Annotated in this window: 21 protein-coding genes and 1 tRNA gene; 12 read left to right on the top strand and 10 right to left on the bottom strand. The window is 63.8% G+C overall.

What is annotated here, in order from left to right; translation table 11 throughout:
- Positions 1-94: 94 nt before the first annotated feature.
- The 4 genes from AACZ65_RS05965 to AACZ65_RS05980 all read right to left on the bottom strand — a co-directional run bounded on the left by AACZ65_RS05965 (position 95) and on the right by AACZ65_RS05980 (position 3,808).
- Positions 95-171, bottom strand: a tRNA-Arg gene (locus AACZ65_RS05965).
- A 56-nt stretch (positions 172-227) separates the two neighbouring features.
- A complete protein-coding gene (locus tag AACZ65_RS05970; RefSeq protein WP_339668879.1) occupies positions 228-1,619 on the bottom strand; it encodes a HAMP domain-containing sensor histidine kinase in 1,392 nt (463 codons plus the stop codon).
- A gap of 27 nt (positions 1,620-1,646) precedes the next feature.
- Positions 1,647-3,065 carry an FAD-dependent oxidoreductase gene (locus tag AACZ65_RS05975; RefSeq protein ID WP_339668881.1) on the bottom strand — a complete coding sequence of 473 codons (1,419 nt, stop codon included), beginning with the start codon at positions 3,063-3,065 and terminating at the stop codon, positions 1,647-1,649.
- Between the two features lie 2 nt (positions 3,066-3,067).
- A complete protein-coding gene (locus AACZ65_RS05980) occupies positions 3,068-3,808 on the bottom strand; it encodes a TVP38/TMEM64 family protein (RefSeq protein WP_339668883.1) in 741 nt (246 codons plus the stop codon).
- A gap of 294 nt (positions 3,809-4,102) precedes the next feature.
- On the opposite strand from AACZ65_RS05980, the gene rpmH reads away from it, so the two are divergent.
- The 6 genes from rpmH to AACZ65_RS06010 all read left to right on the top strand — a co-directional run bounded on the left by rpmH (position 4,103) and on the right by AACZ65_RS06010 (position 10,058).
- Positions 4,103-4,237 (top strand): 50S ribosomal protein L34, encoded by a 135-nt coding sequence (gene rpmH, locus AACZ65_RS05985; protein WP_008281032.1) that lies wholly within the window; start codon positions 4,103-4,105, stop codon positions 4,235-4,237.
- A gap of 23 nt (positions 4,238-4,260) precedes the next feature.
- A complete protein-coding gene (gene rnpA, locus AACZ65_RS05990; RefSeq protein ID WP_339668888.1) occupies positions 4,261-4,686 on the top strand; it encodes a ribonuclease P protein component in 426 nt (141 codons plus the stop codon).
- Positions 4,683-4,931 carry a membrane protein insertion efficiency factor YidD gene (gene yidD / locus AACZ65_RS05995; RefSeq protein ID WP_339668890.1) on the top strand — a complete coding sequence of 83 codons (249 nt, stop codon included), beginning with the start codon at positions 4,683-4,685 and terminating at the stop codon, positions 4,929-4,931. The genes rnpA and yidD overlap by 4 nt, the downstream gene beginning before the upstream one ends.
- A 78-nt stretch (positions 4,932-5,009) precedes the next feature.
- Positions 5,010-6,458, top strand: coding sequence for an IMP dehydrogenase (gene guaB / locus AACZ65_RS06000; protein WP_339668892.1), 1,449 nt, complete (start codon positions 5,010-5,012; stop codon positions 6,456-6,458).
- A gap of 39 nt (positions 6,459-6,497) precedes the next feature.
- On the top strand, positions 6,498-7,649 hold the full coding sequence (locus AACZ65_RS06005) for an RsmB/NOP family class I SAM-dependent RNA methyltransferase (RefSeq protein ID WP_339668894.1): 1,152 nt from the start codon (positions 6,498-6,500) through the stop codon (positions 7,647-7,649).
- 99 nt (positions 7,650-7,748) lie between these two features.
- On the top strand, positions 7,749-10,058 hold the full coding sequence (locus tag AACZ65_RS06010; protein ID WP_339668988.1) for an ATP-binding protein: 2,310 nt from the start codon (positions 7,749-7,751) through the stop codon (positions 10,056-10,058).
- A 31-nt stretch (positions 10,059-10,089) separates the two neighbouring features.
- Here AACZ65_RS06010 and AACZ65_RS06015 read toward each other — a convergent pair whose 3' ends face one another.
- On the bottom strand, positions 10,090-10,743 hold the full coding sequence (locus tag AACZ65_RS06015) for a gamma-glutamyl kinase (protein ID WP_339668896.1): 654 nt from the start codon (positions 10,741-10,743) through the stop codon (positions 10,090-10,092).
- Between the two features lie 191 nt (positions 10,744-10,934).
- Between AACZ65_RS06015 and recA the strand changes: the two genes are divergently transcribed.
- The 5 genes from recA to AACZ65_RS06040 all read left to right on the top strand — a co-directional run bounded on the left by recA (position 10,935) and on the right by AACZ65_RS06040 (position 16,026).
- Positions 10,935-12,008 (top strand): recombinase RecA, encoded by a 1,074-nt coding sequence (gene recA, locus AACZ65_RS06020; RefSeq protein ID WP_037271551.1) that lies wholly within the window; start codon positions 10,935-10,937, stop codon positions 12,006-12,008.
- 137 nt (positions 12,009-12,145) lie between these two features.
- Positions 12,146-14,821 carry an alanine--tRNA ligase gene (gene alaS / locus AACZ65_RS06025; RefSeq protein ID WP_339668898.1) on the top strand — a complete coding sequence of 892 codons (2,676 nt, stop codon included), beginning with the start codon at positions 12,146-12,148 and terminating at the stop codon, positions 14,819-14,821.
- Positions 14,822-14,830: 9 nt separating this feature from the next.
- Positions 14,831-15,115, top strand: a complete 285-nt coding sequence (locus tag AACZ65_RS06030; RefSeq protein ID WP_037271553.1) for a DUF1330 domain-containing protein — start codon at positions 14,831-14,833, stop codon at positions 15,113-15,115.
- A 24-nt stretch (positions 15,116-15,139) separates the two neighbouring features.
- Complete coding sequence (locus AACZ65_RS06035) at positions 15,140-15,427, top strand: DUF1330 domain-containing protein (RefSeq protein WP_081506190.1); 288 nt, start codon at positions 15,140-15,142, stop codon at positions 15,425-15,427.
- A 53-nt stretch (positions 15,428-15,480) separates the two neighbouring features.
- Complete coding sequence (locus AACZ65_RS06040) at positions 15,481-16,026, top strand: histidine phosphatase family protein (protein WP_339668903.1); 546 nt, start codon at positions 15,481-15,483, stop codon at positions 16,024-16,026.
- A 38-nt stretch (positions 16,027-16,064) separates the two neighbouring features.
- On the opposite strand, the gene typA is transcribed toward AACZ65_RS06040, so the two are convergent.
- The 3 genes from typA to AACZ65_RS06055 all read right to left on the bottom strand — a co-directional run bounded on the left by typA (position 16,065) and on the right by AACZ65_RS06055 (position 19,470).
- The gene (gene typA / locus AACZ65_RS06045) at positions 16,065-17,885 is read right to left on the bottom strand and encodes a translational GTPase TypA (RefSeq protein ID WP_339668905.1); all 1,821 of its coding nucleotides are present in this window, start codon (positions 17,883-17,885) and stop codon (positions 16,065-16,067) included.
- A gap of 86 nt (positions 17,886-17,971) precedes the next feature.
- Positions 17,972-18,904, bottom strand: coding sequence for a GNAT family N-acetyltransferase (locus AACZ65_RS06050; protein ID WP_339668907.1), 933 nt, complete (start codon positions 18,902-18,904; stop codon positions 17,972-17,974).
- Between the two features lie 50 nt (positions 18,905-18,954).
- Positions 18,955-19,470, bottom strand: a complete 516-nt coding sequence (locus tag AACZ65_RS06055) for a single-stranded DNA-binding protein (RefSeq protein WP_339668909.1) — start codon at positions 19,468-19,470, stop codon at positions 18,955-18,957.
- 192 nt (positions 19,471-19,662) lie between these two features.
- Here AACZ65_RS06055 and AACZ65_RS06060 point away from each other — a divergent pair, with 192 nt between their 5' ends.
- Positions 19,663-20,253, top strand: coding sequence for a lytic transglycosylase domain-containing protein (locus AACZ65_RS06060; protein WP_037271566.1), 591 nt, complete (start codon positions 19,663-19,665; stop codon positions 20,251-20,253).
- 12 nt (positions 20,254-20,265) lie between these two features.
- On the opposite strand, the gene AACZ65_RS06065 is transcribed toward AACZ65_RS06060, so the two are convergent.
- Positions 20,266-21,927 (bottom strand): ABC transporter substrate-binding protein, encoded by a 1,662-nt coding sequence (locus AACZ65_RS06065; protein ID WP_339668912.1) that lies wholly within the window; start codon positions 21,925-21,927, stop codon positions 20,266-20,268.
- Positions 21,928-22,020: 93 nt separating this feature from the next.
- A complete protein-coding gene (locus AACZ65_RS06070) occupies positions 22,021-22,827 on the bottom strand; it encodes a helix-turn-helix domain-containing protein (protein ID WP_339668914.1) in 807 nt (268 codons plus the stop codon).
- Positions 22,828-22,886: the final 59 nt, after the last annotated feature.

The following is a 22,886-nucleotide window of genomic DNA, read 5'->3' on the forward strand; positions in this document are numbered from 1 at the left end:
AACCGGGCGTTTGCGCGGGCGGATTTACGCCTTCGCGGACGCCGTACAGAGGGTCAGCGATGTGTAGGAATGTCAGCTGGATCAAGGGGGTAAGTGGCGGACCGAGGAGGATTCGAACCCCCGACCCCTTGATTCGTAGTCAAGTACTCTATCCAGCTGAGCTATCGGTCCGTGAGGGCAGCAATTAGACTCTGGCGTCGGGCAATGCAAGGGCGTTTTGGAAGAAATTATGACGGGGCGCCGAAATTTCCCTTGGGTAGGGTGATGCAAAATGCCGTGCCCGTGGCGTCGCTGCGTTCGAGGATGAGCGTGCCGCCATGACCGCGCACCAGTTCGGCGGCGATGGTCAGGCCAAGGCCGCTACCGCCCTTGGTGGTGCCACCCTGAAACGGTTTGAACAGATGTTCGCGCGCCCGTGCGGGCAGGCCCGGCCCGGTGTCGGCCACGCGGATCATCCATTCGGCGTGGTCCTCGTCGGCCATGACGCTGATTTCGCCGGGGCGGCCGCTGTTGACGATGGCTTGCCGTGCGTTGCGCACGAGATTGCCGATGATGCGGTACAGCTGCTCGGCATCGGCCAGCACCACAAGATCGCCGGGCACGTCTTCGGCAAAGCTGACATCGGCGTCACCGGCGGCGAGGCGTTCGCTGTCGATCACATCGGCGACAACATCGGCGAGATGCAGCCGGGCAAAGGTCGGCCCCGGCTCTTCGGCCTTGCCATAGGCGAGGGTGGCTTCGCAGAGGTGCACGGCGCGGGTGAGGGAGTTGATGAGCTTGGGCGCGAGGCGTTTGACGGTGGGATCTTCGCTGGTCTCGATCCGGTCGGTGAATAGCTGGGCTGAGGTCAGGATATTGCGCAGGTCGTGATTGACCTTGGCCACGGCGCCGCCCAACTGGGCGAGATGCTCTTTCTGCTTGAGCGCGCCGGTGAGCTGGGTTTGCAGGGATTGCAGGGTTTCCTCGGCCTCGCGCAGTTCCTTGACGCGGGCGGTCGGGCGCAGCACGCGGCGCACATCCTCGGGGGCGGCGGCATAGGCCTTCATCGCGCCCACGACACGCTTGATCGGTTTCACGAGGGTCAGGCGCACGGCCAGGAACAGCAGCACGGCGGTAAAGATCGAGATCACCAGCGAGAGCCAGAGGATGCGCAGGCCATAGTCGATCATCGCGGCGCGCAGGCCGGTGGTATCGAGGGTGATCTCGATCAGCAGGCCGCCCATGCGCACCGGCTGACCGATGATGCGGATGATCTGGCGCTCGGGTGTGACAAGCCGCATCATCGCGTCGCGGATCAGGGTAACGGCGCGGACTTCGCGCAGGTCGAAGGTCTGGGAAATGGGTTCGGGCACGGGGGAAGACAGGACAAGCTGGCGCGTCTCGTCGCGCAGCAGCACGACGTTGAACACCTCGGCGTTGCGCAAGAGCTCTTCTTGCAGGTCGGGGTTCACCTCTTCATCGGCCAAGAGCACGAGCGAGGCGATCTGGGCGCGTTCCAGACGGGTGAGCAGGTAATCTTCGCGAAAGCGGGCGATGGAGGGGACAAAGATCAGCACCTCGGCCAGCATCACGAAGATGGCCGTCAGGATCAGGAAGCGCCCGGAGAGTGAGTTGAGCAAGGTGTCCCCTCCCGAGGATGGCGCCGGTCAGGGCAGCCAGCGTTGCACGAAGCCGACGATACGCTTGACGCCCGCGCTGTCAAACAGACGAGGCGAGAAATACGCACCTGCCGCGCGTTTGTTGATCTCGCCCAGCGTCGGGTAGGGGGCGACCATGTTGGCCACGTGTTTCATCTTGAGCCCGTTGGCGAGGACGAGCGCCCAGAGGTTGATCAACTCGCCCGCCTGCGCGCCAGCGATGGAGACGCCGACGGGGCGGCCACGCACGACCATGACCTTGATCAGACCGGCGGTCTTGCGTTCGGCGATGGCGCGGTCGTTGTGGTTGTAATGGAAGCGCACCACTTCGAGATTGCCGCCGTGTTCCTGCCGGGCCTGTGCCTCGGTTTGCCCGACCTGGGCCAGTTCGGGATCGGTATAGGTGGCCCATGGGATATGATCGCTGCGCATCTTCGCGGGCAGGCCCAAGAGGGCCTGACGGATGATGAGCCCCGCGTGATAGCCTGCGACATGGGTGAATTGCAGCCCGCCCGCGACATCGCCGATGGCATAGACGCGGCGGTTGGTGGTGCGCATGGAGGCGTCGACCTTGATGCCGCGCTTGGTGGTCTCGATGCCTGCGGCGTCGAGGTTGAGGCGGCCTGTATTGGCCTTGCGGCCCACGGCCATGAGCAGGTGGCTGCCCTTGAAGACGCGCCCGTCCTTGGCGTGGATCTCGATGGCACCGGCCTGTCCGCGGATTTCGGCGGCCATGGCGCCTTCTTCGATCTGGATACCCTCGGCGCGGAACTGGTCGATGACGACGGCGGCCATTTCGGGATCGTCATTGCCAAGCACCTTGGCCCCTTCGATCACGGTCACGGCGCAGCCCAAGCGGCGGTGCGCCTGTGCCATTTCCATGCCGATGGGGCCGCCGCCGACGACCAGCAGGCGATCGGGCCGCTCGCGCAGGTCAAAGAGGGTTTCGTTGGTTTCATAGGGCACGGTGTCGAGCCCCGGGATGGGCGGGACAAAGGGCGACGAGCCGGTGGCGATGACGATGCGGCGGGCGGTGATGATGTATTCCCCGGCCTTCACTTCGGTCGGAGAGAGAAATTCGCCATACTCTCGGATCACACGCACGCCCAAGCCTTCGAACCGCTCTTGGCTGTCGACGGGCTCGATCTGGGCGATGACATCGGCGACGTGATCCTTGGCGGCGGCATAGTCCACCTCGGGGCTCTGGTTGGCGATGCCGTATTGGGCGGCATGGGACTGGGCATAGGCCGCCTTGCCGCTGGCAATGAGCGCCTTGGAGGGCACACAGCCGAAGTTGAGGCAATCGCCGCCCATCTTGTGACCCTCCAGCAGGATGACGCTCGCCCCCATCTGCACCGCGCCCGCCGCGAGGGACAGGCCGCCGGAGCCGGCCCCGATGACCAGAAGATCAGTCTTTAGTCGTGTCATGTTCAGATTTCCTTTTTGCCGCGCAGGGCCTTGAGGATCATCGGCAGGGCGGCGAGTGCGCTCAGCCCCAGAATAGGGCCGATGATCTGCGGTTCCCACAGGAGGGAAAGATCGGGATTCTCGCCGCGGTCAAAGACCTCACCCAGACCCACGCCGATCCAGGTAAAGACGATGGCCCCCGGAATGATCCCGAGAACCGTGGTGAAAGCGAAGTTGAAAAAGCGCACGCCCACGAGGGCAGGCAGAAGATTGGCCACGAAGAACGGCACGGCGGGCACGAGGCGCATGAGAAAGAGCACGCTGATTTCATTGTCATGCAGGCCCTGTTTCAGCCGCTTGAGCGTGCCGTCGGAGGTTTCGATCTTGGTTGCCAGGACCTGACCCAGTCCGGCGCGGGCCGCGAGAAAAATGGCAAAGGCCCCGAGAGAGGCGGCAAGCACGTTGAAGCCGGTGCCCAGCACGAGGCCAAAGAGAAACCCACCCGTGACCGAGGCCACCGCCGCACCAGGCAGGGAAAAGGCGACGATGACGAAGTAGATCGCGATGAAGGCCAGTGCCATAAAGGTGATATTGGCGTCGCGATAGGCCAAGAGCGCCTCGCGGTTGTTGCGCAGAGTATCGAAGGTCAGGTAATCGCGCAGGGTGAGAAAGCCCACCACGGCCACGATCATGATGATGGCCAGCGGCAGGTGCCGCGCAATGGAGGGTTTGGCCGGTTTGCTCTCGCCTGTGCTGTGATCCATGGTCTCTCTCGTCTCGCTCTGCTTTGGGCCTGTGAACCCTAGTTGCACGCTGGGAGCGTCCGGCGCCAGTGGCCTCACGCGGGGGTGATCAGGGGTGATGGGATGACGCCGCGTTGACCCTGTGTTATGCGGGCTTTGTAACACTCGCGGGCGGGTTTGCGGCATGTTTTTGTAGCAAATACCCGGACCGGGGTTTGACACCGCAAAAGGGGCGCTCTATAGGACGGGCTTCGGATAGATATGATCGTTGCGCGATTCCTCAGACGCGTGGCCCAATAAGTCGGAGACGGAGCGATGAAACGCACCTTTCAACCCTCGAACCTCGTTCGCAAGCATCGCCACGGGTTCCGTGCGCGCATGGCCACCAAAGCCGGCCGCAAGATCCTGAACGCGCGTCGCGCTCGGGGTCGCAAGTCGCTCTGCGCATAAGCGCACGCGACAACGAGACGACAATGATACCGCCGGAGGCCCCTCGCAGCGATGCAGGGACGACGCCCCCGGCGGTTTCGTCATGTCCGACGCAATCAAATGTTCCGCAGAAATGGACGGTGCTGCGCAAGCGCGCCGATTTTCTGGCGGCGGCGCGGGCACGACGGCAGGGCACAGGCACCATGCTGGTTCAGGGGCGAGACCGGCGGGATGGTGATCCGGCAATCCGGGTTGGATTTACCTGTTCCAAGAAGGTCGGCAATGCCGTGGCGCGCAATCGCGCCAAGCGGCGGTTGCGGGCGCTCGCGCGCGAGCTCTTGCCGGTTCAGGGCATTCCCGGCTGGGATTATGTGCTGATCGGCAAGGCGGAAGAGACTGGCGCGCGGCCCTTTGACACGCTCAGGCGCGATCTGTCCTATGCGTTGCGCAAGCTGGCAGGCGAGGCATGAGCCCGTTTGCGCATGTGCTGGCACTGCCCATTCGGGCCTATCGGCTGCTCCTGAGTCCCTGGGTGGGCTGGCATTGCCGCTATCACCCGACCTGCAGCCACTATGCGCTGGAGGCGCTCGAGAAGCACGGCGCGCTGCGCGGGGCCCTGTTGGCGGGCTGGCGTATTCTGCGCTGCAACCCTTGGGGACAATGTGGCCATGACCCGGTGCCGGAGCCGCGGCAGAGGCGGCACCGCGCGGAATAAAAGGTCGAATCGCCCTTTTACCCCAAGCCTATCCATGCAATAGGGAAGCGCCAAACGAGCTGTCCATGGAGATATGCGATGGAGATTCGCGAGGCCCTCACCTTTGATGATGTTCTGCTGGTGCCGGCGGCATCGACTGTGCTGCCCAATACGGCGGACACACGGACGCGCGTGACGCAATCCATCACGCTCAACATCCCGCTCTTGAGCTCGGCCATGGATACCGTGACCGAGGCGCGCATGGCGATTTCGATGGCGCAATCGGGCGGCATGGGGGTGATTCACCGTAACCTGACCATCGAGGAGCAGGCCCGCGAGGTGCGCCGCGTCAAACGGTTCGAGAGCGGGATCGTCTATAACCCGATCACGCTCACGCCCGATCAGACGCTGGCCGATGCCAAGGCGCTGCAGGACCGTTACAACGTCACCGGCTTTCCGGTGGTGGATGAGACGGGGCGCGTGGTCGGGATCGTGACCAATCGCGACATGCGCTTTGCCGAGGATGACCGCACCCCGGTGCGGGTGATGATGACAAGCAACGATCTGGCGATCCTGCAAGAACCCGCGGATCGCGACGAGGCCAAGAGCCTGATGAAGGCGCGGCGGATCGAGAAACTGCTGGTAACGGATAAGTCGGGCAAGCTGACCGGCCTCTTGACGCTGCGTGACACCGAGCAGGCGGTGCTCAATCCGACGGCGTGCAAGGATGATCTGGGGCGCTTGCGGGTGGCTGCGGCTTCGACGGTCGGCGATGCCGGGTTCGAGCGGTCGCAGGCGCTGATTGATGCGGGCGTCGATATGGTGGTGATCGATACCGCGCATGGCCATTCCGAGGGCGTGGCGCGCGCTGTCGAGCGGATCAAGGCGCTGACCAATGCCGTGCAGGTGGTGGCGGGCAATGTTGCCACCGCCGAGGCCACGCGCGCCCTGATCGGGGCGGGGGCCGATGCGGTCAAGGTGGGTATTGGCCCGGGCAGCATCTGTACCACGCGGATGGTCGCGGGCGTGGGTGTGCCACAGCTGACCGCTGTGATGGACTGCGCGCGCTCCGCCGGTGACGTGCCGGTGATCGCCGATGGCGGGATCAAGTTTTCAGGTGATTTCGCCAAGGCGATTGCGGCTGGCGCGTCCTGCGCCATGGTGGGCAGTATGCTGGCGGGCACGGATGAGAGCCCCGGTGAGGTCATTCTCTATCAGGGGCGGTCGTTCAAGGCCTATCGCGGCATGGGCAGTCTGGGCGCCATGGCGCGCGGCTCGGCGGATCGGTATTTCCAGAAGGATGCGGCGAGCGACAAGCTGGTGCCCGAAGGGGTCGAGGGGCAGGTGCCCTACAAGGGGGCTGCGGGCAGCGTGATCCATCAGCTTGTCGGCGGGTTGCGGGCCGCGATGGGCTATACCGGCTGTGCCACAGTCGAGGAAATGCGCCACAATTGCCAATTCGTGCGGATTACCGGCGCGGGCCTCAAGGAAAGCCATGTGCATGATGTGCAGATCACTCGCGAGAGCCCGAATTATCGGATTGGCTAAGGGTTTCAGGCTGTTGCGCGGCACTCTTGAGGTGAGGCGATGACTCCCGGCGCGCGGGTTTCGGCCGCGATCGAGGTGTTGGACCGGATCCGCGCGGGCGAGCCTGCGGAAAGGGCGCTGACCAATTGGGCGCGGGGCGCGCGCTATGCCGGGTCCAAGGATCGCGCTGCGCTGCGCGATCATGTGTTTTCGGTGCTGCGCTGTTGGCGGTCTTGTGCTGCGCGCGGCGGCGGCGCGGATGGGCGCGCGCTGATGCTGGGCAGTTTGCGCGGGCAAGGGATTGATCCAGATGAGATTTTCACAGGTGAGGGACATGCGCCCGCACGTCTGACGGAGGCAGAGCGCGTGGCGGGTGTGCCGGATGGGACTGCCGCTCGCGATCTGCCGGATTGGCTCTGGCCGCAGTTCGAGGCGTCTTTGGGCCCCACGGCGGAGGCGGCGGCCGCCGCACTGCGCCTGCGGGCGCCGATCATGCTCCGGGTGAATGCGCGGCGCGCGACGCGCGAAGCGGCGCTGGCGCGGTTGGCGGCTGAGGGCGTCGTTGCGCAGCCGGTGGATATTGCCAAGACCGCGCTGCAAGTCATGGACGGCGAGCGAAAAATTACAAGCTCGCAGTGCTATGTCGAGGGTTGGATCGAGCTTCAGGATGGCAGCAGCCAAGCGGCGATGGAGGCGCTTGAGGTGCCGGAGGGCGCGCGGGTGCTGGATTATTGCGCGGGGGGCGGTGGTAAAGCGCTGGCCTTGGCGGCGCGCGTGGACGGTGCGTTCTTTGCCCATGACGTGGCCCCGCAACGGATGCGCGACCTGCCCCTGCGGGCGGCGCGTGCGGGGGCTGAGGTGTGTCTTGTCACGCAGCCGGAGGGGCTCTTTGACGTGGTTTTATGCGATGCGCCTTGCTCGGGCAGTGGCACCTGGCGGCGCAGCCCCGAGGCGAAATGGGCTCTGACGCCCGCGCGGCTGACGGAGTTGACCGAAATCCAGAGGCAGATTCTGTCAGAGGCGGCATCCCTGATCGCATCGGGCGGGCTGTTGGCCTATGCGACATGCTCTGTTTTAAAAGAGGAAAACCAAGAGGTTATCAATCGTTTCTTAAGTGATAATCCTGAATGGCTGCTGCGTGATAGCCGGCATTGGCCGATCTCGGAAACGGGAGATGGTTTCTATCTTGCGCAACTCAGAAGGGTTTCTTGATGGACCATCAATCTTGACGTGTGGTTTTGGCGGCCGTTAAGTCTCGTTTAACTCTTCGCCCTTAGACAGGGTGCAGGAATCGTGAAGCGAGGGCACGGCGTGGCGTTTTTCCCGCAGTCAGGGGGGCAGTTTCAGCAAGCGGCGCTGCGGCTTGGCCCGCGTGCGGGCATGTTGGGGCTGGCGGGGGTGCTCTTTGCGGTCACGGCACTGCTGCTGCCGCCCGGACAGGGCCAGCGGCTGCTTTGGCTGGTGGGGGCCACGCTCGGGTTTTCCGCACTGTGGATCGTGATGATCAACGCACGCAGCAAACAGCGCGCCGCGGGGCATCGGCAGGTGGTTACGGGCCTGGCACAGGAGATGCTCGAGGCGGACCCGGTGCCGCTCTTTCTCGCGGAGGTCGAGGGGCGTCTCGTTCATGCCAACGCCGCCGCGCGGCGGCTATTGGCGGCGGACCGGGCCACCACGCTCGCGGGGGCGCTGCGCGAGGTTATGGCCAATCCCGGCCCTATTCTCTTTCGGATGGAAACCAGTGCCTTGGCCAAGGGGGCGTCGGTCGAGGATCTTGTGACCCGGGGCGGGCATCTGCGGATCAGCGTGCATCGCTCGGGGGCCGATCATTTTCTGTGGCGGATCGAGACATCCACCGAGCATACCCCGCGCGATGCCGAGGCGCAGACCCTGCCGATGCTGACCCTGGGCCGTCGCGACGCCGTATTGTTCATGAATGCTGCGGCGCGCGATCTGGTGGGGGAACGGGTGCGGACGTTGGACCGGCTTTGCGTCACGCCGCCGCTACGCCCCGGTGAGGTCAATGACATCGCCACCCCTGACGGCCCCGCGCCCTGCCTTGTGGTGGTGCGCGAGGGCTCGGCGGGGCGACGTGAGATTTTCCTCTTGCCCGGAGTCGAGGAGGGGGCGCGTGCGCCGGACGGCTGGACATTTTTCGATGCCTTGCCGGTCCCTCTCTTGAAGCTCTCGGCGCAGGGGTTGATCCAGCTCTCGAACCGGCCCGCGCGCGAATTGCTGGGGGTTGAGAGCGTGGCCGACCTGAGCCTGGGCGATACGCTGGAGGGGTTGGGGCGGTCGATCACCGACTGGTTGGGGGATGCGGCGGCGGGGCGCGGCACGGTCCATGCCGAATTTCTGCGCGTGCGTCGAGAGGACCGCGAGGTGTTCGTGCAGGTCACGCTGAACCGCACGATGGAGGCGGAGGAACCGGTTTTGATCGCGGTGCTGAGCGATGCGACCGAGCTCAAGACGCTGGAGGCGCAATTCGTCCAAAGCCAGAAGATGCAGGCCATCGGCCAACTCGCCGGGGGGGTTGCGCATGATTTCAACAATCTCTTGACCGCGATTTCAGGGCATTGCGACCTCTTGCTCTTGCGGCACGATCAGGGCGACCCCGATTTCGGTGATCTCATGCAGATCAATCAGAATGCCAACCGTGCCGCCGCCTTGGTCAGTCAATTGCTGGCCTATTCGCGCAAGCAGACGCTGCGCCCCGAAGTGATCGATCTGCGCGACACCCTGGCGGACCTCACGCATCTGCTCAACCGGTTGGTGGGGGAGAAGATCGCCCTCTCGCTCAGCCACGATCCAACGCTGGCGGCTATTCGCGCCGACAAGCGACAGTTGGAACAGGTCTTGATGAACCTCGTGGTGAATTCCCGCGATGCGATGCCGACGGGGGGCGACATTCGAATCGTCACCCAGAATGTGACCTTGACCGAGCCGCTGTCCCGGGACCGGGCAGTGGTGCAGCCGGGGCGCTATGTCTCGGTGCAGGTGATCGACGAAGGCGCGGGGATCGCGCCGGACAAGTTGCAAAAGGTGTTCGAGCCGTTTTTTACCACCAAACGTCTCGGCGAGGGCACCGGGCTTGGCCTTTCTACCGCCTATGGCATCGTCAAGCAGACCGGCGGGTTCATCTTTGTGGACAGCACGCCGGGAGAGGGCACCTGTTTTCAATTGCTGTTTCCGGCCTATTCGGGCGAGGAACGTGGCCCCCATGAGGGGCCGCGTCTGGCACACTCTGAGACACGTGGCAGTGGCGTGGTGCTGCTGGTGGAGGACGAGGCTCCGGTGCGGGCCTTTGCCAGCCGGGCGCTGCAACTGCGTGGCTTTACCGTGCTCGAGGCGGAGTCGGCCGAAGATGCGCTGGAGATCCTCGACGATGCGGACCTGCATGTGGATGTGTTCGTCACCGATGTGGTGATGCCCGGCATCGACGGGCCCGGCTGGGTGCGGCAGGCGCTGACGCGCCGGCCCGCGGCGCGGGTGGTGTTCATGTCGGGCTATGCGGAAGAAACCTTTGGCGACCGGCAGGCGTGTATTCCGCAGTCGGTGTTCCTGCCCAAACCCTTTTCGCTCAATGAATTGACAGAGACGGTGCAGCGCCAGTTGATGTGACGCTGACGGCGGAGGTGGAGGGGCGCGATGCTCAGGTCTGCGCGTCTGGCTCTGGTTTTTCTCGGGCGGGCAGAGGCGTGTAGTTGCCACCTGCACCGATCCCGGACCAGAGCGTGAAATCCGCGGCATATTTGCGTTGCAACCGCGCCTCGATTCGGGGCGAGAGGGTAAGTGGCAGGGCAGGTGAGCGGTTGAGCGGCGCGGGCTCGACCGCCACGCCAAGCCGGGCGGAGAGAAAGCTGCGCAGCCCCGCCTGATCCTCGTAGCGGAAAAGATGGGTGACATGGGCCCCGCTGCGTTGGGGTTCCAGGAACTTGGCCTGACTGCCGACCCGTGCGCAGGGCGGCGGCTCGCCGGTGCAATAGGCGCTCACGAAGTCATCGAAGCTGAGCCCCTTGGTGCTGTTGGCGTGACCGGCAAGCTCCGGGCGCTGCCGGTAGCGATACCAACTCCCGAGCCAGTCGCGCGGTTCGCGCATCACGGCTGCAATGTCAAACTGCCCGTCAAAGAACCGCTCGATCATCGGGCGAAAGAATCGGTTGTAGCGAAACACCGGCGCATGTTTGAGCTCGGGCGGGGCCGAAACGACCATGGCGGCATAAGGGGCGAGGGCGGTCTCATAGGCGGTGCTGCCGGTCTTGGGAACCGACAGGAGCACCAACCGCGCCTTGGAAAACACCAACATTTGCGCCTCTCGCCCTGAAATTACATCGGTTTCGACTTGTGTAAACTACTTGTTAATCTTGCGAGCGGAAAGTGGGGCCACCAGAATTTTCTTGAAATGTTCGCATTTTGTCCGCATAGAGGTGAGAACAAGAGGTGAACGCAGGCAATGATTGCTGCCCGTGACAGGGTGTGGAATAAGGGGCTGAACAAATGGCAACGGCAGATCTTCTCTCGATGGACAACAAGCGGAACGCGGACAAGCAAAAGGCGCTCGACAGCGCGCTGGCGCAGATCGAACGACAGTTCGGTAAAGGCTCGATCATGAAGCTGGGCGGCGACAATGTCATCAAGGACATCGAGGCCACATCGACCGGATCGCTGGGCCTTGATATTGCCCTTGGCATCGGCGGTATTCCCAAAGGGCGGATCGTGGAGATTTATGGCCCCGAAAGCTCTGGCAAGACCACGCTCACGCTGCATTGCGTGGCGGAGGAGCAGAAGAAGGGCGGGGTTTGCGCCTTTGTCGATGCCGAACATGCGCTTGATCCGGTCTATGCCCGCAAGCTCGGGGTTGATCTGGACGAATTGCTGATTTCACAACCGGATACGGGCGAACAGGCACTCGAGATCGTCGATACATTGGTGCGCTCGGGTGCGGTGAGCATGATTGTGGTCGATTCCGTGGCCGCCCTGACACCCAAATCGGAGCTTGAGGGGGACATGGGCGACAGCAGCGTCGGTGTGCATGCCCGTCTGATGAGTCAGGCAATGCGCAAGCTCACGGGGTCGATCAGCCGCACCAATTGCACCGTCATCTTCATCAACCAGATCCGCATGAAGATCGGCGTGATGTTCGGCAGTCCTGAAACCACCACCGGGGGCAATGCGCTGAAATTCTACAGCTCCGTTCGTCTGGATATCCGGCGCATCGGCTCGATCAAGGATCGCGACGAGGTGGTGGGCAACTCGACCCGCGTCAAGGTGGTCAAGAACAAGGTGGCACCGCCCTTCAAGCAGGTTGAATTCGACATCATGTTCGGCGAGGGGATCAGCAAGACGGGAGAATTGATTGATCTCGGGGTCAAGGCCGGCGTGGTCGATAAATCCGGCAGCTGGTACAGCTATGGCGACCAGCGGATTGGGCAGGGGCGTGAGAACACCAAGACCTTTCTGCGTGACAATCCTGCCCTCGCGATTGAAATCGAGGACAAGATCCGCGCCTCGCATGGGCTTGATTTCCACATGAGCGATAGCTCTGACGACGGCGATATCATGGAAGCCTGAGCGCCGCTTGGGCAAATCGTGACAGACCTCAAAAGGTTCGGGCGATGCCCGGGCCTTTTTCTTGCGGTGGACATGCCCGGACGGCCCCGTTAAATCAGCGGAACGCAGGCCCACACACGCCCCGGAAAGAGATGCCCATGCCCACGCTGAATGAAATCCGTTCCACCTTTCTGAGCTTCTTCGAGCGCAACGATCACCGTGTTGTCGACAGTTCGCCGCTTGTGCCGCGCAACGATCCGACGTTGATGTTCACCAATTCCGGCATGGTGCAGTTCAAGAACTGTTTTACCGGGGTGGAGCATCGCGATTATGTCCGCGCCACTACCAGCCAGAAATGTGTGCGCGCGGGTGGCAAGCATAACGATCTGGACAATGTGGGCTATACCGCGCGGCATCACACGTTTTTCGAGATGCTGGGCAATTTCAGCTTTGGCGATTATTTCAAGGAACAGGCGATCCCCTATGCGTGGGACCTTCTGACCAAGGATTTCGGAATCGACAAATCCAAGCTCTTGGTCACGGTTTACCATACCGATGACGAAGCGGCGGGCATCTGGAAGAAATACGCGGGCCTCAGCGATGACCGGATCATCCGGATCAAGACGGATGACAATTTCTGGTCGATGGGCCCGACCGGCCCCTGTGGCCCCTGCACCGAGATTTTCTATGATCATGGGGACAGCATCTGGGGCGGCCCTCCGGGCAGCGCCGAGGAAGATGGTGACCGGTTCATCGAAATCTGGAACCTCGTCTTTATGCAGAACGAGCGCTTCGAGGATGGCTCGATGCGGGCGCTTGACATGCAGTCGATCGACACGGGCATGGGGCTTGAGCGGATCGGGGCGCTGTTGCAGGGCAAGCACGACAATTACGACACCGATTTGATGCGCAGCCTGATCGAGGCGAGCGCGCATGTGACGAGCCAGGACCCGGACGGGCCGGGCCGGGTGCATCACCGGGTGATCGCGGATCACCTGCGCTCGACCTCGTTCCTGATGGCGGATGGGGTGATGCCTTCGAACGAGGGGCGCGGATATGTGCTGCGGCGGATCATGCGGCGGGCGATGCGGCATGCGCATATGCTGGGCGCGAAGGATCCTGTGATGCATCGGCTGGTGCCGGCGCTGGTGGCGCAGATGGGGCAGGCATTCCCCGAATTGGGTCGGGCGCAGGCGATGATCGAAGAGACATTGAAGCTGGAAGAAACGCGGTTCAAGCAGACGCTGGAACGCGGTTTGCGCCTGCTCGATGAAGAGGTGACGGGGCTGGAAGAGGGGGCGGCGCTGCCGGGAGCCACGGCATTCAAGCTCTATGACACCTATGGATTTCCCCTTGACCTCACGCAGGATGCGCTGCGCGAGAAAGGGCGCGAGGTGGATACCGACGGTTTTGACGCCGCGATGGCCGAGCAGAAGGCCAAGGCGCGGGCGGCTTGGGCCGGCACCGGCGAGGCGGCGGATCAGGCGGTGTGGTTCGATATTGCAGAGGAAAAAGGCGGAACGGATTTCCTTGGCTATGACACGGAGCGGGCCGAGGGGCAGATCGTGGCCTTGGTGCGTGATGGGGCGCGCGTGACCGTGGCGGCCGCAGGAGAAAGCGTGCAGATCGTGTTGAACCAGACGCCGTTTTACGCGGAATCTGGCGGGCAGGTCGGTGATAGTGGCCTGCTCAAGACCGAGAGTGGCCAGGTGCGTGTGACCGACACCAAGAAAGTGGCAGGTGTTTTCGTGCATGTTGCCGTGGTGGAAACGGGCGAGGTCAAGGCGGGGCAGGCCGCGCAGTTGGAGGTGGATCACACCCGCCGCAGCGCCATCCGGGCCAATCACTCGGCGACGCATCTCTTGCATGAGGCGTTGCGCGGTGCGCTTGGCGATCACGTGGCGCAGCGTGGATCGCTCAATGCCGAGGATCGGCTACGGTTCGATTTCAGCCACACCAAGGCGCTGAGTGCCGAGGAACTGGAGAAGGTCGAGCGCGAGGTCAACGATTATATCCGCCAGAATGCGGCGGTCGAGACGCGGATCATGACCCCCGATGACGCGCGGGCGCTTGGGGCGCAGGCGCTCTTTGGTGAGAAATACGGCGATGAGGTGCGGGTCGTGTCGATGGGGCAGGCCGAGGGATCGGGCAAGGGCGCCGATGGGCGGACCTATTCGATCGAGCTGTGTGGCGGCACGCATGTGCGGCGCACGGGCGATATCGGTGTCTTTGTGGCGCTTGGCGATTCGGCGTCGAGTGCCGGCGTGCGGCGGATCGAGGCGCTGACCGGGGCGGCGGCGTTCGATTATCTGAGCGGGCAGACGGCGCGTCTGGGGCAGGTGGCCTCGGAGTTGAAGGCGCGGCCCGAGGATGTGGCAGAGCGCGTGAAGGCGCTGATGGACGAGCGGCGGGCCTTGGCCAATGAAGTGGCGCAACTGCGCCGCGAACTGGCGATGGCGGGCGGGGCCGGGCAGGGCGGTGGTGCCGCGCCGCGTGAGGTGGACGGTGTCAAGCTCATCGCGCAGGTGCTCTCGGGCGTCCAGGGCAAGGATCTGCCGCCGCTGATTGACGAGCATAAGGCGCGGCTTGGCTCTGGTGCGGTCTTGCTTATTGCTGATACCGGCGGCAAGGTGGCTGTGGCAGCGGGCGTGACCGAGGATTTGACCGACCGGATTTCGGCGGTGGAGATGGTGCGCGCGGCGGTGGCCGAACTGGGCGGCAAGGGCGGCGGTGGCCGCCCGGACCTGGCACAGGGCGGCGGCACGAGCATGGACGGGGCCGAGGCGGCGATCGCGGCGGCGACCGGGGTTATCGAGGGGGTCATGACCTCCTAGGGAGGATGGATGAGCGCCTATATCATTGCCCGGATCACGGTGACGAACCCGCAGGATTACCAATCCTATGCCAGCCAGACCGTGGCCACGGCCGAGAAATTCGGCGGACGGTTTCTGGTCAAGGGGGGCGCGCAAGAGGTGCTGGAGGGCAATTGCCCGGACAGGCATGTCATTATCGAATTCCCTGACCGGGCGACGGCCCTCGCGTGGTATGGCTCTGATGCCTATCGGCGCATTTTGCCTCTGGCGCTGAACAGCAGCGAGCGTGATATTGTCCTAGTGGACGGTATTTAACTGAAAAGACAGGAGATTTATGCGATGCCAGCCCTCTGGATTGCCCATGTGACCGTGACCGATACCGAGGCCTATGGTCGCTATGCCGCTCTGGCCGGACCGGCGATTGCCAAGCATGGCGGCGTATTCATCGCCCGTGGGGGCCGGTTCGTGCAGTTGGAGGGCAAGGAGCGTCCACGCAATGTGGTGGCGCGGTTCCCGAGCGTTGAGGATGCTGAGGCCTGTTACCACAGCCCCGAGTATCAGGCCGCGCTCGATCATGCGCGGGGCGCATCCGAGCGGGAATTGGTGATCGTCGAGATCACGGAATAGTCTGGACCGGATGACGCTTGGCCCTAGGTCCTGCGTAGAAGCAGGAGTGGGCGATGCGTATTTTACTGACAATTTGGCTGACGGTGGCGGGCAACCTGGCCGGGGCTGCGGATATATCCGCGCTCAAGGCGCCGGGTGTCGTCGCCTTGATGCGGCATGCCTTGGCGCCGGGGACGGGCGATCCGGCAACGTTTCAACTGGGCGATTGTGCGACGCAGCGCAATCTGGATGCGCGGGGGCGGGCGCAGGCACGAGAGACCGGGGCGGCATTACGGGCCGCGGGGGTGGCGTTTGATCACGTCTGGTCAAGCCACTGGTGCCGGGCGCGTGACACGGCGCGGTTGATGGATATGGGGCGGGTGGTGGAACAGCCACCGCTCGATTCCTTTTACGCAGGTCGGGGCGATGCCGAGGGGCAAACCGAAGCGACATTGCGGATGATCGGCGCGCTGCCAGAGACCGCGCGCGTGCTGATCGTGACGCATCAGGTCAATATCACGGCGCTGACCGGTCTTGGTGTGGGATCGGGTGAGATCATCGTGACGCAGCGGGGGCCAGAAGGGCTGATCCCCGTGGGCCGCTATATGATTGCCCCCTGAAAGCAAAAGCCCCGGCGCGAGGGCCGGGGCAATTGGTGTCAGTCCTTTTTCGACATGCGCTTGCGCTCATGCGGGTCGAGATAGCGTTTGCGCAGGCGGATCGACTGCGGTGTCACCTCGACCAGTTCATCATCGTCGATATAGGCGATGGCCTCTTCCAGGCTCATGGTGATGGGCGTGGTCAGGCGCACGGCCTCGTCTGTGCCCGAGGCGCGGACGTTGGTCAACTTCTTGCCCTTGAGGGGGTTCACCTCGAGGTCGTTGTCGCGGCTATGCTCGCCGATGATCATGCCGGTATAGACCTTGGCCTGTGCGCCAAGGAACATGCGGCCCCGCTCTTCGAGGTTCCAGAGCGCATAGGCCACCGCCTCGCCGTTTTCCATCGAGATGAGGACGCCCGCGCGCCGACCGGGAATGGGGCCGCGGTGCGGGGCCCAGGAATGGAACACCCGGTTGAGCACGCCCGTGCCCCGCGTGTCGGTGAGGAATTCGCCATGATAGCCGATGAGGCCGCGCGAGGGCACATGGGCGATGATGCGGGTCTTGCCCGCGCCCGAGGGTTTCATTTCGACCAGATCGCCGCGGCGGGGGCCGGTGATCTTTTCGATCACGGCGCCGGTGTATTCGTCGTCCACGTCGATGGTGACTTCTTCGATCGGCTCCAGCCGCTCGCCCTTGTCGCCTTCGCGCATGAGAACTTGCGGGCGGGAGATGCTGAGCTCAAAACCTTCGCGGCGCATGTTCTCGATCAGCACGCCCATCTGCAATTCGCCGCGACCGGCCACCTCGAAGGCGTCGCCGCCTGGTGTGTCGGTCACTTTGATGGCGACGTTCGACTCGGCCTCTTTCATCAGGCGTTCGCGGATCACCCGGCTCTGGACTTTCTTGCCTTCGCGTCCGGCAAGCGGGCTGTCGTTGATGCCGAAGGTGACGGTGATGGTGGGCGGATCAATCGGCTGCGCCTCGATCGGTTCCTCGACGGCGAGGGCGCAGATCGTGTCGGCGACGGTCGCCTTGGACATGCCTGCGAGGCTGACGATGTCACCGGCAGTGGCCTCTTCGATGTCCTGGCTGGAGAGGCCGCGGAAGGCCTGAATCCGGGTTACGCGGAATTGTTCGATTTTCTGGCCAATGCGGCTGAGGGCCTGCACGGTCTGGCCCACCTTGAGGCGGCCCGATTCGACACGCCCCGTGAGCAGGCGGCCGACAAAGGGATCGGCCCCGAGCGTGGTGGCCAGCATGCGGAAATCGTCGTCGATATGGGCGAGTTGCTTGGGCGCGGGCACGTGGTTGACGATCAGTTCGAAGAGCGCCGAGAGATCCTTGCGCGGGCCGTCAAGCTCGTGGTCGGCCCAGCCGGCGCGGCCCGAGGCATACATATGCGGGAAGTCGAGCTGATCGTCATTGGCATCGAGCGAGGCGAAGAGATCGAAACATTCGTTCAGCGCGCGGTCGGGTTCGGCATCGGGTTTGTCGACCTTGTTGAGCACGACAATGGGACGCAACCCGAGGCGGAGCGCCTTGGAGGTCACGAATTTCGTTTGCGGCATGGGACCTTCGGCGGCGTCGACCAGAAGGACAACCCCATCGACCATGGACAGGATACGCTCGACCTCGCCGCCGAAATCGGCGTGGCCGGGGGTATCGACGATGTTGATGCGCGTCTTTTTATAGAGGACGCTGGTGGGTTTGGCGAAGATGGTGATGCCGCGCTCGCGTTCCAGATCGTTGCTGTCCATGGCGCGTTCGTCCACGGCCTGATTGGCCCGAAAAGCGCCGGATTGTTTCAGCAATTGGTCGACGAGCGTGGTTTTGCCGTGGTCGACGTGGGCGATGATAGCGATATTGCGCAGATCCATGGGGTGTAGCTGTCCTGACATTGTTCGCCTGCGCCCTATACGCCGCGACGCGGAAAGACCAGAGGCAAAGCGCCCCTGAGGTTGGATCATGCCGCGTGGTTGTGTCGCTTTGGGAACAGGGGGGTAACACGGGGCAGCGCCAGCATACTCGGACCGAGGCGTTGTGCCAAGGCACCGCTGCCCAGCTTGAAGCGTGCAAGGCCCGGGGCGTGCGTGGTATCGGCGGGGCCGAGATCGAGCCGCGCAATGCCGCGATCCGCCAGGGCATTGGCGGCCTGCCAGAGAAGGAGTGTGTGCGCCGAGCGACGACGTCCCTCCGGGCCGGTCCACCCGATGTGATAGGTGGCAGTGTCGCCATGGGTGAGGATCAGCAGATGCGCCACATGCTGCCCGCAGTGCTGTGCCGACCAGATCCGCGCGGCCCCTGGGTTTTGCGCGGCATAGGCCAGCGTAAAGGCCTCGGGCAGGGCGCGGTATCGGCGCGCGCGCTGTTGCGCGACCTCTTGGCTGAGCAGATTCCGGTGCGTGGCGGGATCGAATGCGGATTCATGGAGGACCAGCCCCGCGCCCTGAGCATGGCGCAGGCGGTTGCGCCATTTGCCGTGTTGGGCGGCGAGCCGTGCGGCGCGCGGCGGGCGAAGATCGAGGTTGGCCAGTGTCTGACCGGGGATGAGCGCGCGGTAGCCATGGCGAGCGAGGCAATCGCCCTCGTCTGCGCTGGCGGCATTGGCCAGCCAGACGCCACCGGGCAGGGTTTGGGGCAATGCGCGGAGAAAGGCATCGCGGTCAGGACCAGGTAGATCCGATGCCCAGATCGGACCGCGCGGCATCCATGTGAAGGAGAGTGGGCCAAGGCTGCGGCGCACCACCTGCGCCTGGGCGATCGATTTGCCGCCATGTGTGGCGCGAATGGTCTCTACGTTGACCCCTAATGCGCGGAGCGCGCGAGCATAGTGCGGCTGCTGATGCAGCGGGGCCATGCCGGGGGGCGGGGAGGGATCGCAGAGGTACAGGTCCATGCGCCCGATCAGAGCGCAGGGACCGTTAAGGGCGCGTTAAAGCCCGGGCTTCAGAACGGGATTTCGTCATCCATGTCGCGAGAGGGTCGGGCACCGCCGCCACCTGAGGCGGGCGCCGGGGCAGAGCCGTAATCGCCGCCATAGTCGCCGCCGTAGCCCTGATCCTGACCGCTGCCATAGCTGCCGCCGCCACCGCCGGAGGCCCCGCCTTCGCCACGGCCATCCAGCATGACGAGGGTTGCGTCAAAGCCTTGAAGCACGATTTCGGTGCTGTATTTGTCCTGACCGGATTGATCCTGCCATTTGCGGGTCTGCAGTTTGCCTTCGAGATAGACCTTGGAGCCCTTGCGCAGATACTGTTCGGCCACGCGCACCAGCCCTTCGGAGAAGATGGCGACGGTGTGCCATTCGGTACGCTCGCGGCGTTCGCCGGTGTTGCGGTCCTTCCATGTTTCGGAGGTGGCGATGCGCAGGTTACAGACCTTGCCGCCGTTCTGAAACGTCCGGACCTCGGGGTCGCGGCCCAGATTGCCGATGAGAATTACCTTGTTGACAGAGCCGGACATCGCGCCCTCCTTGAATCATGCCGTGGTTCGCGTCTGACGGTTACACCACCGCATCGGCGTGAAGGAAAGGTTAAAATTGTCGTTAAATGCGACGAAACCTGCCGATGCGGGGCAAAGCGGCAAAAGAAGTCTCGAATTCCGTGTCGAATTGCCTATAGTGCGGCCAGATAGACGGATGGGGGCAGGACAGGAATGCGGTGGATCGCAAGTGCGCTTGTGGCCTTTGGGCTGGTTGTGCCGAGTTTTGCGGAGGCGGATGTGCTCTCGAGCAAGAGCCGGGTTAGCCTTTTCAAATCTCAGACCAAGGTTCTCGATACCCGCGCGCGCCAGCAATACAACAATTCGGTGCGGCTTCAGCCGGAGCGGGTCAAGACACCAACGATGTGGGACGATCTGAGCCCGGTTTTCCGGGGTGTCTATCGCGGGCCCTATCTCGACATGGCAAAGCAGGCGGCGCGGCGCTATCAGGTGCCCGAGGACCTGTTCCTGCGGCTGGTGCAGCAGGAGTCGGGCTGGCGGGCGGATGCGCGCTCGCACAAGGGCGCGATTGGGTTGGCGCAGTTGATGCCAGAGACCGCGCGCAATCTGGGGGTCAACCCGCATGATCCGCGCGAGAACCTGGAAGGCGGCGCGCGCTATCTGGCGGAGCAGTATCGCACATTCGGGTCGTGGCGGCTGGCGCTTGCGGCCTATAATGCGGGGCCGGGCGCCGTGACAAAACATGGAGGCGTGCCGCCCTATGAAGAGACGCGCAATTACGTCAAGGTGATCCTGGGAAGCTGAGTCCGCGCGAGATCAGGCGGCGAATCCGATCTTGTAGAGATGAATCTCGTTGGCGGGATGCTTCTCGGCGTTGACCACTTGTCCGTTGTGGTGATTGAAGAGTGCGCGCCAATAGGGCTGGATGATCACGCCCTCGTCGCGCAGGATGGTTTGCAGCCGGGCCATGACCGGGCGGCGGCGGTCCGGGTCGCTGAGGCGGTTGGCCTCGTTGAGCAGTGTGTCGAATTCCTCATTGGCAAAGCCGCTCTCGTTCCAGGCGGCGTTGGAGCGATAGGCAAGGCTGAGCACCTGCACGTCAAGCGGGCGGTGGTTCCACTGGGTCGCGGAAAAGGGAAACTCGCGCCAATTGGCCCAGAAGTCCGGGCCGGGCAGGATGCGGCGGCGCACGGTTAGGCCAGCGTCGCGCAGCTGCGCGGCGACCGCATCGCCGGTGTTGCGCTGCCATTCATCATCCACGGTCACAAGCTCATGTTCAAAGCCGCGAAGGCCTGCCGCCTCTACGATGGCGCGCGCCTCGGTTGGGTCATAAGGGGCGGGGCCGATATCGGCATAGGCGGGGTGGATCGGGCTGACGTGGTGATTGGCGGCCACAGTACCGCGCCCGTCATAGCCCAGTTCAAGACAGATCGCGTTATCGACGGCGAGCGCCATGGCGCGGCGAATGTCACGGTTGAGATAGGGGTTGGTGCCAACGACACGTGCGGTCTGCGATGCGCGGATGACGGTGGTGGCGGCAGTCTCGGTGCGGGTGCGGGTCCAGCCGATGCCATCCATGGCGTCGATGAAATTACCGACGGTTTCATAGAGAAGGTCGATCTCGCCGCGTTCCGCAGCCCCGAGCCAAGCCGAGGGGTTGAGGCCGAGGTCGATGAATTCGACGCGGTCCAGATAGGGCCCGCCTAATACGTCGGTTCCCCACCAGCGGTGATCGGGGTGGCGTTCGAGCACGCACCGTTCCCCCGGCACGAGGCTGACGGGGCGAAACGGGCCCGTGCCGATGCCATTGAGAAAGGGATCGCCGCCCTCATAGCTATTATGCACGATGGCAGCGGGATAGTCGGCCATATTGGCGATGACCGAAATGTCGGGTTGCGAGAGGCTGAGCACGAGGGTGAGATCGTCGAGCACGGTGATGGTCCCCGCGCGCGCCTGTCCGGTGTCGGGGTCGATCAGCCCGGCGAAGCGTCCGGCCATGGAATTGCGCTCGGCCGTGGTGTCGCACCAGCGCGCGATATTACGGGCGACATCCTGTGCGGTAAAGGGATCGCCATTGTTCCAGGTCACGTCGGCGCGCAGATGGAGGAGATAGCGGGTGGCATCCTCATTCACCTGCCAGCGGTCGAGCAAAATGCCCGTAAAGGTGCCATCGCTCTGATATTCAACGAGATATTCCAGGAATCCACGGGTCTGATTGCCAAGTTCGCTCCAGTCATAGCTGCGCGGATCGGAAAGAGGTTTCACATTCTGCTGAATGCGCAGGGTGCCGCCTTGGGCCGGCGTGGTCTGGGCCTTGGCGGGGGGTGTGAGGCCGCCAAGAGCATAGGCCGCAGAGGCACTGAGCCCGAGGGCTGTGGCGCGCGTCAGAAACTCGCGTCGATGCATCCGGCCTGCGCGCAACGCCTCGGCATCGCGGAGAGTGGCGGGGTGCGGTGCGGTCGGGATCTGGCGCGGCATCGGGGGCTTTCGTGGAGTGCGGGGCAATCGGTCCTGGACCATTAGATAATGGGCGTGCTCAAAGCGCAACCCGTCGCGCGGCATCCTTTGCGATCAGTGTGCTGCGGCCATCGGTTTGCGCGTCGCCGCGGCCTGTCGCAGCGCCGAAGGGGTGAGGCCCGTGTGTTGCAGTATAAAGCGCGAGAAATAGGCGGCGCTGCCAAACCCGAGGCTCGCTGCAATTTGGCCGATCGGCAAGTCGCTTGCTTCGAGCAGATCACGGGCCGCGTGCAGGCTTCGTTCGGTCAGAAGGTCGGCGGCGGTGAGGCCCGAGGCCTGTTTGCAGACGCGCGTGAGATGGGTGGGTGTCACGCCCAGCGCGCGGGCATAGACCGCCATGGCGCGCCCACTGGTGTAATCTCGGGCCACAAGAGCGGCGTAGGCCTGCATCAACCGGGCGCTGGAATTGGGCCGTTCCTGCGGGCCTTGGGCAATCATGGCGCGGCGCAGCCAGACGGTGAGCATCCGCGCCTGAGCATTGAGCGCCTCGTCCATGAAATCGCGGTGTGCGGATTGTTCGCGCTGCATTGCCTCGAGAATGGCGGTGAGTTCGTTCTGACCGGTTACGTCGCGGATGCGCAGGTGTTGGGCATGGTCTGGCATCAGGATCGGGCCACCCGCAGGCAAGAGGCAGACCTGACCAAAGCCGGTCTTGCCAAGATCGAGTGAAAACATGGTCCCGGCTGGGATGGCCAGCGCGTTGTGCACGCCGACGCCGCGCCGTACCCCGTCGATGATGGCGATTCCCTGGCCACGGGTGATCCAGATCAACGCGTGATCCGGGCATGAATGCTGAAGCGTGAGGCGCCAATCGGTGCCCCGCGCCCATTGAACCACGGTCTTGATCTCTGCATGTGCCATTCTGAGGGGCCTCAAAAGTCGGGTTTAGGCAACTATTACACCCTGAATATGGCAAGTCA

The organism is uncultured Roseovarius sp., assembly GCF_963972555.1.
Classification (GTDB): domain Bacteria; phylum Pseudomonadota; class Alphaproteobacteria; order Rhodobacterales; family Rhodobacteraceae; genus Roseovarius; species Roseovarius mucosus.

Bases quoted from the DNA above. Each gene is read 5' to 3' on its own strand.
- AACZ65_RS06040 (WP_339668903.1), top strand. From the start codon at position 15,481: ATGCGTATTTTACTGACAATTTGGCTGACGGTGGCGGGCAACCTGGCC.
- AACZ65_RS06070 (WP_339668914.1), bottom strand. From the start codon at position 22,827: ATGGCACATGCAGAGATCAAGACCGTGGTTCAATGGGCGCGGGGCACC.
- recA (WP_037271551.1), top strand. From the start codon at position 10,935: ATGGCAACGGCAGATCTTCTCTCGATGGACAACAAGCGGAACGCGGAC.
- AACZ65_RS06015 (WP_339668896.1), bottom strand. From the start codon at position 10,743: ATGTTGGTGTTTTCCAAGGCGCGGTTGGTGCTCCTGTCGGTTCCCAAG.
- AACZ65_RS06005 (WP_339668894.1), top strand. From the start codon at position 6,498: ATGACTCCCGGCGCGCGGGTTTCGGCCGCGATCGAGGTGTTGGACCGG.
- rpmH (WP_008281032.1), top strand. From the start codon at position 4,103: ATGAAACGCACCTTTCAACCCTCGAACCTCGTTCGCAAGCATCGCCAC.
- AACZ65_RS06035 (WP_081506190.1), top strand. From the start codon at position 15,140: ATGCCAGCCCTCTGGATTGCCCATGTGACCGTGACCGATACCGAGGCC.
- AACZ65_RS06055 (WP_339668909.1), bottom strand. From the start codon at position 19,470: ATGTCCGGCTCTGTCAACAAGGTAATTCTCATCGGCAATCTGGGCCGC.
- typA (WP_339668905.1), bottom strand. From the start codon at position 17,885: ATGGATCTGCGCAATATCGCTATCATCGCCCACGTCGACCACGGCAAA.
- AACZ65_RS05975 (WP_339668881.1), bottom strand. From the start codon at position 3,065: ATGACACGACTAAAGACTGATCTTCTGGTCATCGGGGCCGGCTCCGGC.
- guaB (WP_339668892.1), top strand. From the start codon at position 5,010: ATGGAGATTCGCGAGGCCCTCACCTTTGATGATGTTCTGCTGGTGCCG.
- AACZ65_RS06050 (WP_339668907.1), bottom strand. From the start codon at position 18,904: ATGGACCTGTACCTCTGCGATCCCTCCCCGCCCCCCGGCATGGCCCCG.
- AACZ65_RS05980 (WP_339668883.1), bottom strand. From the start codon at position 3,808: ATGGATCACAGCACAGGCGAGAGCAAACCGGCCAAACCCTCCATTGCG.
- AACZ65_RS06060 (WP_037271566.1), top strand. From the start codon at position 19,663: ATGCGGTGGATCGCAAGTGCGCTTGTGGCCTTTGGGCTGGTTGTGCCG.
- yidD (WP_339668890.1), top strand. From the start codon at position 4,683: ATGAGCCCGTTTGCGCATGTGCTGGCACTGCCCATTCGGGCCTATCGG.
- AACZ65_RS06030 (WP_037271553.1), top strand. From the start codon at position 14,831: ATGAGCGCCTATATCATTGCCCGGATCACGGTGACGAACCCGCAGGAT.
- alaS (WP_339668898.1), top strand. From the start codon at position 12,146: ATGCCCACGCTGAATGAAATCCGTTCCACCTTTCTGAGCTTCTTCGAG.
- rnpA (WP_339668888.1), top strand. From the start codon at position 4,261: ATGATACCGCCGGAGGCCCCTCGCAGCGATGCAGGGACGACGCCCCCG.
- AACZ65_RS06065 (WP_339668912.1), bottom strand. From the start codon at position 21,927: ATGCCGCGCCAGATCCCGACCGCACCGCACCCCGCCACTCTCCGCGAT.